Genomic DNA, 15,584 nt, shown 5'->3' with positions numbered 1-15,584 from the left:
CCTACCGGCCTTCGGCCAACTCGACGACGTTGCTCAACAAGAACGCCCGCGTCAGCGGCCCGACGCCACCCGGGTTCGGCGACACCGCCCCGGCCACCTCCCACACATCGGGATGCACGTCGCCGGTGAGCTTGTCGTCGACCCGGCTCACGCCGACGTCGATTACGGCGGCGCCCGGGCGCACCATGTCGGCGGTCAGCATGTGCGGCACCCCGACACCGGCGACGATGATGTCGGCCTGCCGCGTCAGCTCGGCGAGATCGCGAGTTCCGGTGTGGCACAACGTCACCGTCGCGTTCTCGGAACGACGGGTCAGCAACAGCCCGAGCGGGCGTCCTACCGTCACACCACGGCCGATCACCACGACGTGCGCGCCGGCGATCTCGACGTCGAAGCGCCGCAACAGGTGCACGATTCCGCGCGGCGTGCAGGGTAGCGGCGCCGGGTCCATCAGCACCAGGCGCCCGAGGTTCGTCGGGTGCAATCCGTCGGCGTCCTTCGCCGGGTCGATTCGCTCCAGCGCCGCGTTCTCGTCGAGGTGCTTGGGCAGCGGCAACTGGACGATGTAGCCGGTGCACTCGGGGTTGGCGTTCAGTTCGTCGATGGTCTCGTTCAGCTTGGCCTGGGTGATGTCGGCGGGCAGGTCGCGGCGCAGCGAGGTGATACCGACCTTGGCGCAGTCGGCGTGCTTGCCGCGGACGTAGGCCTGCGACCCCGGATCGTCGCCCACCAGCACGGTGCCCAAGCCGGGCGTCTTGCCCGCCGCGGTCAGCGCCTCGACCCGCTCCTTGAGGTCGACGAAGATTTCATCGCGGGTGAGTTTGCCGTCCAACGTGATTGCAGCCACGCCGTCCAGTCTGGCATGCCAGCCGACACCGGCTAGTACGCTCCTGACCATGTCCGAAGCCCCGGACGTGCTGGCACCGGCGAAGCTCGGGCCCATCACGCTGCGCAATCGCACGATCAAATCCGCGACCTTCGAAGCCCGCACGCCCGGCGCGCTGGTCAGCGACGACCTCATCGAGTACCACCGATTGCCGGCCGCCGGCGGCGTCGGCATGACCACCGTCGCCTACTGCGCGGTCTCGCAGGGCGGCCGCACCGAAGGCAACGGCATCTGGATGCGTCCGGAGGCCGTGCCCGGTTTCCGCAAGCTGACCGACGCAATCCACGCCGAGGGCGCGGCGGTCAGCGCGCAGATCGGCCATGCCGGACCGGTCGCCAACGCGAAATCCAACAAGGCCACAGCGCTGGCACCGGTCCGCTTCTTCAACCCGATCGGCATGCGGTTCGCCAAGAAAGCCAGCCGCGACGACATCGACACCGTGATCGCCGACCACGCCAACGCGGCCAGGCTGGCTGTCGACGCCGGATTCGACGCCGTGGAAGTGCATTTGGGCCACAACTATCTAGCCAGCTCGTTCCTGAGCCCGCTGATCAACCGCCGCAACGACGAGTTCGGCGGATCGCTGGAGAACCGCGCCAAGGTGGCCCGCGGGATGGTCATGGCGGTCCGACGAGCGGTCAAAGACCAGATCGCGGTGACCGCGAAGCTCAACATGTCCGACGGCGTGCGCGGCGGCATCTCGGTCGAGGAGGCGATCACCACCGCAAAGTGGTTGGAGGGCGACGGCGCCCTGGACGCCATCGAGCTCACCGCGGGCAGCTCGCTGGTCAACCCGATGTATCTGTTCCGCGGCGACGCGCCGCTCAAGGAATTTGCCGGTGCCTTCAAGCCACCGCTGCGCTGGGGCATGCGGATGACCGGCAACAAGTTCCTGCGCGAATACCCCTACCGCGAGGCGTACTTGCTGCGCGAGGCCAGGCAGTTCCGCGCCGAGCTGACCATCCCGCTGATCCTGTTGGGCGGCATCACCAATCGCGAGACGATGGACCTGGCGATGGCCGAAGGCTTCCAATTCGTCGCGATGGGCCGCGCGCTGTTGGCCGAGCCCGATCTGATCAACCGGATCGCCCGCGACGGCGCCGCCGTCCACTCGGCGTGCACGCACTGCAACCGCTGCATGCCGACGATCTACACACGCACCCGCTGCGTGGTCACCGGAGCCCCGGACAGCGTGCCGAGCAGCTAATGTTGGGGCGATGAATTCTGCAGCCCCGCCCGCGCTGACAGTCCGCTACGACGGATCCCAACGCACGTTCGCCGCAGGACACGACATCGTGGTCGGCCGCGATCTGCGCGCCGACATGCGCATCACCCATCCGCTGATCTCGCGGGCGCACCTATTACTGCGCTTCGAGCAGGGCCGCTGGCGGGCGATCGACAACGGCTCGCTCAACGGGACCTACGTCAACGGCCGGCGCGCCCCGACGATCGACCTGCACGACGGGCAAACGGTCAACATCGGCAACCCCGACGGCCCGGCGCTCAGCTTCGAGATCGGCCGCCACGACGGCGTTGCCGGCCGGCCGCCCCAGACCACATCGATGCCGATCGCCCGCGCCGGCGCTCCGCTACGACCCGGACCCGGCCCCGGCCCCCAGCAGCCGCACCGTCCGCCGCCGGGACCTCGGCAGGGACCGCCGCCCGGACCGGGCCCTCGGCCATACCCCGGCGGACCGCCCCAGCAGCCCCACCCGGGACAGCGCCCGCCCGCCTACCCGCAGCACCAGGCGCCACCGCCGATCCGGCAGCCCGCACCGGTACCGGTCGACGCCGCGCCCAAGACCCAGATGGGCCCCGCACCGGTTATCAGCACGCCGCCGGAGGCGGGCAACCTGGCCACCAAGATGATCCAGGCGATCCTGCCCGGCTCGTCCACGCCGAACAAGCCCGCCGGGTCGATGACGATCGGGCGCGCCAACGACAACGACATCGTGATCCAGGACGTGCTGGCCTCGCGCCATCACGCATTCCTCGTCGACTCGCCGCTGGGCACCGAGATCCGCGACGCCAGCAGCGTCAACGGCACCTTCGTCAACGGCGTGCGTGTCGGGTCGGCGGTGCTCAACGAGGGCGACATCGTCACGATCGGCAACATCGACCTCGCCTTCAACGACGGCACCCTGGTCCGGCGCACCGAGGCGGCCACCCGCACCGGCGGCCTCGAGGTCAATGGGGTGCACTTCCGCATCGACGGCAAGGAACTGCTGGACGGCATTTCGCTGACCGCGCGCCCCGGCACCCTGACGGCCATCATCGGCGGCTCGGGTGCGGGCAAGACGACACTGTCGCGGCTGATCGCGGGATACACCCGGCCCAGTTCGGGCAATGTGACCTTCGAAGGTCACGACCTGCATGCCGAATACGCGACGATGCGCAGCCGCATCGGGATGGTGCCGCAGGACGACGTGGTGCACCGTCAGTTGACGGTCAACCAGGCACTCGGCTACGCGGCCGAGCTGCGGTTGCCGCCCGACACCAGCAAAGAGGAACGCGCGCAGGTCGTCGCGCAGGTGCTCGAAGAACTCGACATGACCAAGCACGCCAACACCCGCGTCGACAAGCTGTCCGGTGGTCAGCGCAAGCGTGCGTCGGTCGCCCTCGAGCTGCTGACCCAGCCGTCGCTGCTGCTGCTCGACGAGCCCACCTCCGGCCTCGACCCGGCACTGGACCGGCAGGTCATGCTCATGCTGCGGCAACTCGCCGACGCCGGGCGTGTGGTTCTGGTCGTCACGCACTCGGTGTCCTACCTGGACGTCTGCGATCAGATCCTGCTGCTGGCCCCCGGCGGCAGGATGGCCTTCAACGGGCCGCCGAGCCAGGTCGGCGAGGCGCTGGGCACCACCAACTGGGCCGACATCTTCGCCAACGTCGGCGCCGACCCGGATGAGGCCAATCGCCGCTTCGTGGAACGCGGCGGGAGGTCAGAGGCCAAGCCGCCGGACAAACAAAGTCCGGCCGACCTCGGCGAACCCGTGCACACCGACCTGTTCCGTCAGCTCTCGACGATCGCCCGACGACAGGTCCGGCTGGTCATCTCCGACCGGGGCTACTCGATATTCCTGGCGGTGCTGCCGTTCCTGATCGGCGCGCTGTCGCTGACCGTGAAGGGCCCGAAACCCGGTCTGGGACCGGCAGATCCATTAGGTCTGGCGCCCACGCAGCCGCAGTACATCATGGTGCTGCTCAATATCGGCGCCGTGTTCATGGGCACGGCGCTGACCATCCGAGACCTGATCGGCGAGCGGCCGATCTTCCGGCGAGAACAGGCAGTCGGGTTGTCGACGACGGCCTATCTGCTGGCGAAGGTGTCGGTGTTCTGCCTCTTCGCGACGACACAGGCCGCGATTGCGACGTTCATCGTGCGCCTCGGAAAGGGTGCTCCCACAGCGCATCCGCCGTTCTTCGGCGACTCCACCTTCGCGCTCTTCATCACCGTCGCCGGAACCTGTGTCGCCTCAGCCATTCTCGGCATGTTGATGTCCGCGGTGGCGCAGACGACCGAGCAGATCATGCCGCTGCTGGTGGTGACGATCATGTCCCAGCTGGTGCTGGCCGGCGGCATGATTCCGGTGACCGGCCGCGCGGGGCTGAACCAACTGTCGTGGATCACCCCCGGACGTTGGGGCTACGCCGCTGGTGCGTCGTCGATCGACTTCCCGAGCCTGGTGAAGGTCAAGCAGATTCCGACCAACGACCCGATCTGGCAACACTCCCAGCACATCTTCTTCTTCGACCTGGGCATGCTGCTGGCGCTGTCACTGGCCTACGCCGGCTACGTGCGGTGGAGCATCCGGCTGAAACGCTAGGCGTCCAGCCGCAATCCGTGCGCGACGGCGTAGGCCAGGCCCTGCTCGACGTCGATGCGCGCCCCGGTCAGCGACGCCGTCGTCCACAGCGACGGGTCCACCCGCGCGCCGCGCAGGTCCGCCTCGTCCAGCCGGGTTCCGGTGGTCCGGGCGCCGGACAGGTCGGCGCCGCGCAGCACGGTCTTGCGCAGGTCGGCCTCGACCAGGTTGGCCTCCCTCAGCCTGCAACCGCTGAAGTCGATGCCGCGCAGGTCATTTCCGCCGAGCACGGTCAGCGTGAAGTCGACCTCATCGAGCGTCAGCGGCCGAAACCGGCAGCGTACGAAGACCGAGCCCAGCATGCTGCACTGACGAAAAGTACTGTGCCACAGCGTCGTCAGGTTGAACGAGCAGTTGCGGAACGCCGACCCCACGTGCTCGGACTCGGCCATGTTGACGCCGCGGAAATCGCATTCGGTGAACACCACCCGTTCGGTGCGCAGCCGACTGAGGTCGTCGTCGCGAAAGTCACGGCCGACGAATTCGCTATCGCTCCAATCCACTACGCGGTGGGCGACAGACTCGCCAGCGCGTACTCGCTGACCGCGATCAGGGCGTCGGTCGCCGATCGGCGATCGCGGGCGTCGACGTTTATCACCGGGACATGGGCAGGCAGCGTCAGCGCCTTGCGCACTTCGGCCGCGGGATACCTTGGTGTGCCATCGAATTCGTTGACGGCGATGAGGAACGGCAGGTTGCGGTGCTCGAAGAAGTCGACCGCGGCGAAACAGTCCTCCAGCCGCCGGCAGTCCACCAGGATCACCGCGCCGATCGCGCCGCGCACCAGGTCGTCCCACATGAACCAGAAGCGGCGCTGCCCGGGCGTCCCGAACAGGTAGAGCACCAAATCCTCGTCCAGGGTGATCCGACCGAAATCCATGGCGACCGTGGTGGTCTTCTTGTCCGGGGTGGCGTCGACCATGTCGACACCGGCGGATGCGTCGGTGACCATCGCCTCGGTACGCAGCGGCATGATCTCCGACACCGCACCGACGAAAGTTGTCTTGCCCGCACCGAATCCACCGGCGATGACGATCTTCGTGGACGCGGTATCGCGCGACTTCGGCTGCGGGGCGGACCCCGCGTCAAAGCGCTCGTAGGCCACGGAGCGTCCTTCCTATCAGTTCGCGGCGTTCATCACGGGTGGAGCGTTCGGTCAACGTCCGATTGATTCGAAGGTAACCCGAAGTCACCAGATCGCCGACCAACACGCGCGTGACACCCAGCGGCAAATCCAGCCGGGCCGATATTTCGGCGACCGACGGGCTCTTGACGCACAGTTGCACAATCCTGCCGCGGACGTCGTGCAGCGGCCACCGATGGAACATCGCCGACTGCAGCGCCTGCACCGGCGCTTCCAGCGGGATCTCGACGGTTGCCTTCGTCCGGCCGGCAGTCAGCGTGTACGGGCGAACGAGGCTCGCCTCCGGGGGCGGCGGCTCGAAGTGCGGGCCTTCTCGGTTGTCCATGCGCGGTTACCGTGTCGGGGCGCGTCGGGTCGATTGCACGACGTTGCCCACCCGCTCGACGAGGACGGCCATCTCGTAGCCGATCTGTCCGATGTCACACGACGTCGAGGCCAGGGTCGCCAGGTGCGAGCCGTCACCGACCTGCATCAGCAGCAGGTAGCCGTTCTGCATCTCCACCACCGACTGCAGCACCTGGCCGCCGTCGAACAGCTGCGCGGCGCCGTTGGCGAGGCTGGCCAGGCCCGACGAGACCGCGGCAAGCTGGTCGGCCCGTTCCTTGGGCAGGCGCTCGCTGGCCGCCATCAGCAACCCGTCGACCGACACCAGGATCGCGTGCGAGACTCCGCGGACTTCGCGGGCGAAATTCGACACCAGCCAGTCCAGTGAATTGTCGGAGCCAGCGGGGTGGTGGCCAGAGGTCATTCGGGATCGGATCCTTGATCGTTGTCGCGGGCATGGGCGCGTCCAGCGCGGACGCCGCCGAAATGGCTGCTCATCGAGGCGCGGATGGCCTCAGGGTCGCGGGCGGGCGGCTGGGCGTGCCCGCCGTTGGTGGTCGTTCCGTTCTCGTCGCCGGCGCGGTGGTGCGCGGTGCCATTCTGCTCGTCGCGGGCGCCGCCGGGCACCAGGCGGGCGCCGGGGTCGCGCACCGGCAGGCCCTGCTCGGTGTGGGTCTGCACCGGGGTGTTGTCCACCTCGGCGGCGGCCGACCAGCCGCGGTCCCACACCGACTGCCAATCGAGATCCGGGCTCTGCGCCAAGTCGGTCGGATCGACCAGCCATTCGGAAAGCATCCGCTGGTAGATCAGATCGTCTTCGGCGGGACGGGCGGCCACCGGCGCAGGGGTTTCAGCGGCCCACACGTCCTCGGCCTCGGGCTCGGGTTGCGGGACGGGCGGCACTTCCGGTTCCGGCCGTTTGCGGCTCTCCTTGTTGAACCGGACCCGAGAACCGAAGAACGACGACGTGTTCGAAACCGGCTGTGCCGCGGGCCTTTCCGGTACCGGTTCGGCGTCTTCCGCCGGCAGCGCGGCCGGGCCGCCGGTGATGCCGCTGCCTCCGGGCCGTCGCCGCGGCAGCAGGCTGACCGAGGACTCGGTCGCGGGCGAGCCGCTGCGGTCGCCGGTGTCCTCCTCGGGGGCGAGGTCGGCCACGTAGTCCGGCTCGTCGACCGGCAGGGCGGGCACGGCGGCGACGGTCGGCGCCGCGGCTTCGGGCTCGCTCGGCGGCGCCTTTCCCGCGTCGGCGCCCGCCAGCACCGTCGCCGGCAGGTAGACCTCAGCCGTCGACCCCGACCGCGCTTCCTCCAGTGAGGTCCCGCGCAACCGCACCCGGATCCCATGCCGGTCCGCCAACCGGCCGACCACGAAAAGGCCCATGTGCCGGGCGCTGTCGGGGCTGACCTCTCCCCCGGCACGCAACCGCATGTTGGCGATTCGGCGGTCGCCGTCGGTCATGCCCAAGCCGACGTCGACGATCTGCAGCAGGACTGCGCCGTCGCTGCGGAACCCGGCCGACACCCGGACCGGCGAGGCCGGCGGCGAGTAGCGCAGCGCGTTGTCGATCAACTCGGCGAGCAGGTGCACGATGTCGCCGGACGCGGCGCCGGAGAGCGTGCAGTCCGGCACCATCGACGTCTCGACGCGGCGGTAGTCCTCGACTTCGGAGGCGGCGGCGTGGATGACCGACGACAGCGGGACGCTGGTGCGCTGGTCGCCGCGGGAACCCTGCGCGCCCGCCAACACCAGCAGGTTCGAGCCGTTGCGCCGCATGCGGGCGGCCAGGTGGTCCAGCCGGAACAGGCTGTCGAGGCGCTCGGGGTCTTCCTCATTGCGCTCGAGGCGGTCGATGAGCGACAACTGTTGGTCGACCAGCGACCGGTTGCGCCGCGACATCGTCTCGAACATGTCGTTGACCAGCAGCCGCAACCGCGCCTCGTCGCCAGCCAGAAGCAGTGCCTGCGTGTGCAATTCGTCGACGGCGTGCGCGACCTGGCCAATCTCCTCGGTGGTGTGCACCGGCAGCGGCTGAGGCGGCGACTCGTCACCGGCGCGGACCCGGGCGATTTCGCGCTCGAGGTCCTCGTGGGCCACCTTCAGCGCGCCGTCGCGCAGCACGCGCAGCGGCCGGACCAGCGACCTGGCGACAAGCAACACGGGGATCAGCGCGGCGATGATAGCGGACAGCACCAGCACGGTGTCGCGGATCGCCGCGTTGCGCCGCTCGTGCGCCTGCCCCTCGACGGCCTTGGTGACCTTCGCGCTGATGTCCTCGATGATCTTCGCGGCGATGCTGTCGGTGGTCTGCACCGACTTCAGCAAGCCCGGATTGTTGACCAGCTTCTGCGCCGGGTCCGACATCAGGCCCATCCGGGTCACCATCTGCTGCTGCAGCGACTTGGCCTCCGGCGAACCGACGCCGAGTACCTCGGCCATCCCGAACAGGGTCGACGGCTCGGTTCCGGCGAGCGTGATCATCGACGTCCGCAGTTCGGGTTCGGGCAGATCGGCACCCCGCCCGATCAGCACCTGCTGCATCATCATCTGGCCGCGGGCCCCGATCGCGCGGCTCAGGCCCTGCGCCTCGGCCCGGATCTGCTCGTTGTCGACGCGCACCGAACCGTCGATCGCGTTCTCGGCGGTCAACAGAATCGGCGCGTAGGTGGTCACTCGCGGCCGCAGGCCGAGCGTGTTCGACGCGACGTTGTCCAGCAACGACTGCCCGCCGTCCAGAATGGCGTCGACGCCGGCGCTCACGTCGGGCGCGACGTCGGTTCCGCGCAGCCGGGCCTCGAGTTCGTTCCGGCGGGCGTCGAAGTTCTTCTTGGCCCCCTCGGCGTCACCGCCGGTCGAACTGGCCAGCAAAGCGACGTCGAGCGCCGACATGTATTTGGCGATTGCCGGAACCATCTCGGCCCGGTCGGCGGCCAGACGGAGCCGGTGCGCGTCGTTCAGCGCTGCAGCAATGCGAAATCCACCGAACACCATTGCCAGCACCAAAGGCACCGCGACAATGGCGACGATTTTCCATCGGACCGGCCAATTGCGCAGCGACCAGGACGGGGGCCGTTTCATCGACGCGGATTCGACGCCTTCGCCATCCGCGGCCGGATTCTTCGACGACGAGCGGGCCCGCGTGGCACGGGCAAAGATGGTCACTGGACTAGCGCGGTGTTAGCGTCCGCTCCGCTGAATCGCAGTGTTAGCGCGTCGTTCATGGGACTTCCTGCTAATTGCGCTCACCCCGAGCGACGGGCAAGCGATATACGCCTGGCAATTCAGCGAGTATGCCAGGCTGTGGCTGGTGTGACCAGAATTCTTACTGAACAGACAGAGTTCACCGACGTCCCTCAGACGTGGCCTGACGTGACCGAGCAAACTAATTCCGGTTACCGTGTGTTGTGTTCAGGCTGCTGTTTTTCTCCTCGGGCATGACGAAGCGCAGAAAGCTGGACAGGGCAGGTTGTCAGATGCCGTCTATACGTTGAGAGGATGGCTGAGCAACTAGAGCGTTTCCTCAATTTGGACATCCCGGAAGAGCTGAATCTCTCGCGAAACATCCAGACGATGGTCGCACGAGCGACCGCCGCCAACGTCTCCCCCGACGAGACCGCGAAAGTGGTCGTCGCCGTCGTTGTCGGCAACTTGATGGAGATCGAAAATCGTCTCGTTGCGCTAGAGAAGCAGGCCGGGATTACGCCCGCGCCGCCGCGCTACTCGATTGGTTAGCCCGACGCGCCCCCGGCCGTCGTGGACAAGCCGGCCGAAAGAGGCCGACGACGGTCATGGCCACCACCCGGCCCCGCTCACTAGAGCCGCACGACACGGAGCACCCCCTGGGTTTTCGCCCAGGGGGTGTTTCGCGTGATCGGCGTTACGGCCCTACAGCCGTCCTGGCGTTGACTCGGACGTTCTCAGCTGCGCGCTTGGCGTTGAACTCGCTGTAGAACGACTCGCCCGAAGAGGCGACCTTGTCGCTCGACCTCCACGCACGCCAGCGGTAGTGGCCGCCGGTGTCCTTGTACACCTCGTACCTAGCGGTTGCGGCGCCCGCTTTGAATGACTCCGCCGCACGCTTGGCACTGCTGAGCGAGGCGAAGGATTGCCCTGCCCACCCAACCTCTTCGCCGTTGCTGCTTGTGAGCCACCAACTTGGGTGGCCCCCTCGGTCGTAGTCGGCCTTAAAGGTCAACACGTTTCAGTATCCTTCCGTTTACGGTCGGGCCCAATTTGGGCGCGACCAGCAACGCGGCAAGGTGAAACCCTGGTCACAATGTGCTGGAAATCCTTCCACGACACATTGTTTCCTGTTAGCTTGGCTTTCTACACTCCAAGTAGAAGCACAAGCCTCAGGAACCCGAGCCTCCCAGGCATGGACCTGGGGCTTGCTGCGCTGAGGAGATCGTACCCTTAGCACCCGACCGGATCGAGTGCTAAATCACACTCTTAGTATTTTTTGCTGAAACTGCCCGGCCGCTCACACACAATCCAGCGCTAGGAGGCGGAGCCGGCCTCATCGCGTTTGCGTTGCGCGGCGCCTGCGGCGCGGATGATCTCGACCGCCTTCATGGTGAGGAGTCCGCCTGCCTTGCCCGAGATTGCCGTCAGCATTCCCTCTTTGCGGACTCGATGTAGGTGTTGCTTGATCGTGTCAGGGGATCTTCCGGTTGCCTCCGCGAGCCGCTTGGACACCGAGCTCTCACCCGCTCGGGTCAACTGAATGTAAGCGTTCGCCAGAAGCGCCAGATATGTGTCGGTGACCCCATCGCGTTCTAACACCTTCCGCAGTTGAGCGTCCCGGAGCGTTGCCAATCCGTCAGGCCGGTCAAGGCCATGAGCTTTGATCGCCACCCACTTCTCACGGGCAGCCCGAAAGTCGATATGCCGCAGAACGGTAGACGAGAGTCCGCCGATCAATTCATCGTCGGTGGCATCGGCGTAGGGCTTAATCGAGATTTCAACTGGCCCGCCTTGGTCCGCATCGTCAGGCCACGCCAGGGCGACTTGCCAGGGGCCGATCCGCTGCTCGATAACCACTTTGGGGTTTTGCCTGCCCGCCATGAGTCGATACTACCTTGGCCGACATGGGTTGACCAAAGCGTTAGCAACGATGTAACGTCGGTCACGCACTAACGGCCTGCCAAGCATATGTTGGACGGGCTAGTAGCGGTCAGGGCACATCGACAGAAAGAGCAGACATGGACACGGTAGAAAGACTTTTGCACTTCGCCGAGACGGCGGCGTGGGACGCGCTCGACGAGGCCGGCTACCCGCCCCGAGGCTCGGCGCAGCCGGGAACCGTCCGGGGCATCGGTATCGAGCTGGCGATCTGCGAGCCGCATTGGCTGTTCGCCGGGTGGGTGACTGAGCGGGCTACAGGTACCCGCCGGGCGTTCACCTACCGCAGCGTTCAACTACGGGACCACGATGAGCTGGACGGCCCGCGCTACAAGCGGCTGGCCGACTTCACCGAGGGACTAGTTCCCGGTGACCTGTCCCGTGAGTTGGCTGACTCCGGCGTCATGGTGTTCGGCCGTGCCGAGCTGACGGTCTACGAGGTGGCGGCGTGATGACTGACACCGACAGCAAGTTCGTTCTGACCTTTCGGGGCGGCCAGAGACCGGACGCCCCTCGGGTCGAGGTCCACGGCAACAGCATTCAAGAACTGTTGGACGTGATAACCGGCGACGGCGCAAAGGAATTGGCCGCGCTGATGGAGAAGATGGGTCGGCGAGAGGGGTGAACTACGACCGTGACGGGATGCGGATGGCAGTGATTCTGGAGGACAACCCCGTCGACCAGATCCATGTGTCGGCTGACGCCGGCGGAACGCATCTGTGGGTAGAGCGCGGGCCGCTGTCGATGGACAGCGACGACTCGTGGCAGCGTGCCCAGGCGTACGTCCGCCAGTTCGGGTTGCTGCTTCTCGCCGAGTGGGAACAACCCCCCGGCGAGTACAACCCCGACTATCCGATCCGGATCGCGTTCTACGCAGGACCGCAGTGGCGGATGGTCGCCAACGACCACAGCATCACCCGAGTCATACGGGATGCGTGGGAGGCGGCGCACGGCGTCATGCGGGAGCCGCAGAAGTGAAAGCCGCAGCGATCGAAGGGAACTCACCAGAGCGCGGGACTTCGGCGCCACACTCTCTGGTCGCCTACGACGACCGAGGCTTCGAACGGTGGGCGGAGGCCGGCTGCACAGCCTGGCCGACCGGAGTGGGCGTTGCCAGCAAGCCCTACACGTACCGCCAGGTGCTCCGGGACGCGAAGGGGGCTGGAAGCCCTGACTACTGCCAACCGGGACGGGCGTGGCAAGACGACGAGCGTGACGCGGGCAGCGGTGGAGGCTGGGGTTTCAGCGGCGAGAGGGATTACTGGCACGGCGAGGACATCGGGCACCGCGTCCGCCGAGCGCGGTACGGCGGGAAGCGTGCCGATGATCAAAGAGTCACGATGCCTCGCGGAACGTGGCACGTGGACCAGCACGCCCGGTGGTCCGTCGCGGCAGCCCTGTGCGCCGTGTGCGGGTCAGCATTGCCGAACGACAAGACCAGGCGTAGGTACTGCCCAGGAGAGTGCACGCGTATCGGAAACAACCTCAGGCGTCAGCCGGGGCGACGTAAGGGACGCGCGTGGCCCGTCGATGAGGACGGGTGGTACCAGCAGCACGAGTTATCGAGCTGCCGGCGACAGGTCCGTTATCCCGAGACGCGGTGCTGGAGGGACAACCGCCAGGCCAACGACATGAAGCCGGCCCATATCGAGGTCCGGCACCGGGCGCGGCTGGCGTGTAACCGAGATCGCAGTTCGGTGCGGCTCGAAATGGTCGATTTGCTCACTAAGGGTGCAGAGGGCAAGCGCCGGTTAGGTCGCTAGCCCTCCGTGCGCTCCGGGTGGTCTTCCTGGGCACAACCTGTCGAGCGCCCGCCCGTCACCGGACCAGACGAACTCCGTTGGCGGGCTTGGCTTTCATTTCCGAAATAACGATGAGTCATCGAGAAGGAGGGCTCCATTGCCTCAACCGCAACTGTGCCGCAGCGGGCGGCACGTCATCCGAGGGCCGCAGGACCGCCGCGCCAACGGCGGGTGTCTCCACTGCGCCCGGATCAACGAGTCGAAGTACCGCTTCGCGCTGCGAGACTCACGCCAAAGGCTGGCCGTGATCGAGGCGGCGTTGATCGCGTGACGATCGAGAAACGGTGGGACCGCGATCGCCGAGCAACGACGTATCGCGTTTCCCCCGTTGGCACTTCGCGATTCCTACTGTTCGATGCGCCGGCCCTGGCCGCGCTGCGAGATGAGATCGACGTGGCCTTGAAAGGCACCGAGCATGTCCGGGCTACCTGATCGGACGCTGCGGCTGCTCGACGGCAGCCTCACGCTCCAAACCACCTGGGCGGCAGTCTCGTCGGTGGCGTGGACGTGTTACGGCCAGGACTGGACCTTCGAGCAGTTCTCGGACCTGCTTTGGAACTCGGAGCTGGGCCGGACCTACCGCACCGGCGCGAAGACCGACTTCAAGACCCGGGGGCAGTTCGATAAGAACCTTCGGGGCGCTTGGAACAACGCCGACGAGCGGTACGACTGGGGTTACCCCGAGCGCGCCGTCAGAGCGCGGCTCGGAGAGCTGCTGATGCGGTTGCAAGCTGCGCCGTGGCCAGGACGAGGAGGTTCTTCCGAACGGGCCGTGGCGCTCGCGTTGGTGACGCTCGGCCACGAGACCAACCGGTACACCGTGGACGCCAGCGTTCGAGAGCTGGCACTACGAGCGGTGCTCGGGCTCGACACCGTGAGCCGCGCTCTGGCGCGTCTCGTCCGCAAGGGACTAGTCACCCCGTCCTCTGATCGGGACGGGGATGACGCCGGGACCTACAGGGTCAACCTCGACTGGTTGCCCCCCGTTAAGGGCAATACCCGAACACACAGAGTTGTTACATCCCCCACTACTCTGTGTGTCCCACTATTGCCCCTAACAACGCATCCGTGCTGGTCGCAGAAGGCCCTTGGCAAGAGCGCTCAACGCATCTGGGAGTACCTGCTGGAGCACCCCGAGGGTGCGACCCGCAAGGTACTGGGCGATGCAACGGGGATATGCCTTCGGACCGTCAGAACGCAGACGGACCGATTGGTGGATCACGGGCTGCTGACCCGGCAAGGACAACGGAACGCCGTGTACAAGCTGGACCCGAACGGAGACCGCGATCGGGTAGCCGAGGAGTACGGCGTGGCGGACTGGCACGACCGAGCAACCGAACGGTTCGACCGCGAACGAAAGGGATACCGAGAGGTGCGAGCGCAGCGAGCAGCGCAGGACACGCCGCAGGAGTGGGCGGCGCCCGATCTGGCGACGGCCGAACCCTTCTGGGAGTTGCCGTCGTGGAACGAGGGCGGCGCCCGGTTGGACTGGCCCGATCCTTTCGCCGAGACGGCGGCGGCCTCCCAAGCCATATAGGCCGCAAACGAATACCGAACACCACCCGAGCCCGTCAGCAATTCCGCTGGCGGGCTTCTCATTTCAACACCCAGGAGAAACCCATGTACGGATACGCCACGCCAACCCACATCGCCGGCAACGTCGCGGACTGGCCGCAACTCGGCGTCAAGCTGCCGAAGCCGCTCACGGCGGCGATAGACATCCTTGAGTCGTTGCGCTGGGTCGAAATCGGACACCAGCCGGTGTTCGACCTGAGCGGGATCACCCCCGAGAACGCCGAGCGGGCGATTTACGACTACGCCAACGAGCTCTTGCCGTCGCTGAGCCAAGCGGAGGAACGTCCGGTGTTAGAGGTCGCCAAGGCGACCGCTGTCGACACCGCCGCCCGCGCGGTGCTCCGCGAGGCGAGCGCCGCCGTCCCCGGCATCATCGAGCAGTTGACCCCGGATTTCGTCAGGCACGCTGCCGCCTACGTTGACGCGGTGAGCGTCCTTCCCGAGGACCTCAACGACCGATCGCTGATCGAGGCCGGCCCGTCCGCGCTGTCCGCGTTCGGTGCCGCACAAGACGCAGCCCGATACCTGCGCGCCGTCGCCGCGTGGGTCCAGTCGGTCGCCAGCCTGCCCGGTCAGCAGACCGAGCCGGACCCCGCGCTGCGCGGAGTCCTGCGACCCGCAGACGGACGCCAGCTCTCCCGTCTGGATGAAGCGCACCGGGCCAACGGCAACCAGACGTTGGAGGCGCTGGACAAGGTTCTGTTCGTCGCCGCTCGCGAGGGTGTCGCCTTCGAGCTGACCACGCTGAGGGAGTCCGCCGTGATCCGCCACGAGATCATCGCCCGGAACCGCCCGGCGCCGGTCGCGAACTCCCCGGCATCACGGCGATGACCCCCGACGAGCGCCGCCGCGCGCTGTTCATGCGGCAC

At 67.0% G+C, this 15,584-nt stretch carries 17 protein-coding genes; 9 read left to right on the top strand and 8 right to left on the bottom strand.

What is annotated here, in order from left to right:
• Position 1 precedes the first annotated feature (1 nt).
• The gene (locus tag PT015_RS23325; RefSeq protein WP_285187595.1) at positions 2-847 is read right to left on the bottom strand and encodes a bifunctional methylenetetrahydrofolate dehydrogenase/methenyltetrahydrofolate cyclohydrolase; all 846 of its coding nucleotides are present in this window, start codon (positions 845-847) and stop codon (positions 2-4) included.
• A gap of 49 nt (positions 848-896) precedes the next feature.
• On the opposite strand from PT015_RS23325, the gene PT015_RS23320 reads away from it, so the two are divergent.
• Entirely contained in the window at positions 897-2,093 is a 1,197-nt protein-coding gene (locus PT015_RS23320) for an NADH:flavin oxidoreductase (RefSeq protein ID WP_285187593.1), read from the top strand.
• A gap of 10 nt (positions 2,094-2,103) precedes the next feature.
• On the top strand, positions 2,104-4,713 hold the full coding sequence (locus PT015_RS23315; RefSeq protein WP_285187592.1) for an FHA domain-containing protein: 2,610 nt from the start codon (positions 2,104-2,106) through the stop codon (positions 4,711-4,713).
• Here the strand turns inward: PT015_RS23315 and PT015_RS23310 are convergent.
• Genes PT015_RS23310 through PT015_RS23290 form a run of 5 tightly spaced genes read right to left on the bottom strand, consistent with a single transcriptional unit; the run spans position 4,710 to position 9,379 of the window.
• Positions 4,710-5,255, bottom strand: coding sequence for a pentapeptide repeat-containing protein (locus PT015_RS23310; protein WP_285187591.1), 546 nt, complete (start codon positions 5,253-5,255; stop codon positions 4,710-4,712). The two genes, PT015_RS23315 and PT015_RS23310, sit on opposite strands and share 4 nt — an antisense overlap.
• Positions 5,255-5,857: a GTP-binding protein gene (locus PT015_RS23305; RefSeq protein ID WP_285187590.1), complete on the bottom strand. Its 603-nt coding sequence runs from the start codon at positions 5,855-5,857 to the stop codon at positions 5,255-5,257. The genes PT015_RS23310 and PT015_RS23305 overlap by 1 nt, the downstream gene beginning before the upstream one ends.
• Positions 5,838-6,221 carry a DUF742 domain-containing protein gene (locus PT015_RS23300; protein ID WP_285187589.1) on the bottom strand — a complete coding sequence of 128 codons (384 nt, stop codon included), beginning with the start codon at positions 6,219-6,221 and terminating at the stop codon, positions 5,838-5,840. The genes PT015_RS23305 and PT015_RS23300 overlap by 20 nt, the downstream gene beginning before the upstream one ends.
• A gap of 6 nt (positions 6,222-6,227) precedes the next feature.
• Entirely contained in the window at positions 6,228-6,644 is a 417-nt protein-coding gene (locus tag PT015_RS23295) for a roadblock/LC7 domain-containing protein (protein WP_285187588.1), read from the bottom strand.
• Entirely contained in the window at positions 6,641-9,379 is a 2,739-nt protein-coding gene (locus tag PT015_RS23290) for an ATP-binding protein (protein ID WP_285187586.1), read from the bottom strand. Before PT015_RS23290 ends, PT015_RS23295 begins: the two co-directional genes overlap by 4 nt.
• A gap of 333 nt (positions 9,380-9,712) precedes the next feature.
• Between PT015_RS23290 and PT015_RS23285 the strand changes: the two genes are divergently transcribed.
• Positions 9,713-9,949 (top strand): hypothetical protein, encoded by a 237-nt coding sequence (locus PT015_RS23285; RefSeq protein WP_285187585.1) that lies wholly within the window; start codon positions 9,713-9,715, stop codon positions 9,947-9,949.
• Between the two features lie 145 nt (positions 9,950-10,094).
• On the opposite strand, the gene PT015_RS23280 is transcribed toward PT015_RS23285, so the two are convergent.
• Complete coding sequence (locus tag PT015_RS23280; protein WP_285187584.1) at positions 10,095-10,415, bottom strand: DUF1508 domain-containing protein; 321 nt, start codon at positions 10,413-10,415, stop codon at positions 10,095-10,097.
• A gap of 299 nt (positions 10,416-10,714) precedes the next feature.
• Positions 10,715-11,281, bottom strand: a complete 567-nt coding sequence (locus tag PT015_RS23275) for a helix-turn-helix domain-containing protein (RefSeq protein WP_285187583.1) — start codon at positions 11,279-11,281, stop codon at positions 10,715-10,717.
• Between the two features lie 137 nt (positions 11,282-11,418).
• Here PT015_RS23275 and PT015_RS23270 point away from each other — a divergent pair, with 137 nt between their 5' ends.
• From PT015_RS23270 to PT015_RS23245, 6 genes are all read left to right on the top strand, one after another.
• Positions 11,419-11,790 carry a hypothetical protein gene (locus PT015_RS23270; RefSeq protein WP_285187582.1) on the top strand — a complete coding sequence of 124 codons (372 nt, stop codon included), beginning with the start codon at positions 11,419-11,421 and terminating at the stop codon, positions 11,788-11,790.
• Positions 11,790-11,963: a hypothetical protein gene (locus tag PT015_RS23265; protein ID WP_285187581.1), complete on the top strand. Its 174-nt coding sequence runs from the start codon at positions 11,790-11,792 to the stop codon at positions 11,961-11,963. The genes PT015_RS23270 and PT015_RS23265 overlap by 1 nt, the downstream gene beginning before the upstream one ends.
• Complete coding sequence (locus PT015_RS23260; RefSeq protein ID WP_285187580.1) at positions 11,960-12,316, top strand: hypothetical protein; 357 nt, start codon at positions 11,960-11,962, stop codon at positions 12,314-12,316. The genes PT015_RS23265 and PT015_RS23260 overlap by 4 nt, the downstream gene beginning before the upstream one ends.
• Before the next feature lie 921 nt (positions 12,317-13,237).
• Positions 13,238-13,411: a hypothetical protein gene (locus PT015_RS23255; RefSeq protein WP_285187579.1), complete on the top strand. Its 174-nt coding sequence runs from the start codon at positions 13,238-13,240 to the stop codon at positions 13,409-13,411.
• A gap of 144 nt (positions 13,412-13,555) precedes the next feature.
• Positions 13,556-14,677: a hypothetical protein gene (locus tag PT015_RS23250; protein ID WP_285187577.1), complete on the top strand. Its 1,122-nt coding sequence runs from the start codon at positions 13,556-13,558 to the stop codon at positions 14,675-14,677.
• Between the two features lie 83 nt (positions 14,678-14,760).
• Positions 14,761-15,546: a hypothetical protein gene (locus tag PT015_RS23245; RefSeq protein WP_285187574.1), complete on the top strand. Its 786-nt coding sequence runs from the start codon at positions 14,761-14,763 to the stop codon at positions 15,544-15,546.
• The last annotated feature ends 38 nt before the right edge of the window (positions 15,547-15,584 follow it).

It is taken from the genome of Candidatus Mycobacterium wuenschmannii, from assembly GCF_030252325.1.
Taxonomy (GTDB): domain Bacteria; phylum Actinomycetota; class Actinomycetes; order Mycobacteriales; family Mycobacteriaceae; genus Mycobacterium; species Mycobacterium wuenschmannii.
The sequence above is the reverse complement of the archived record's forward strand: the minus strand, read 5'-3'. Positions and strand labels throughout refer to the sequence as shown.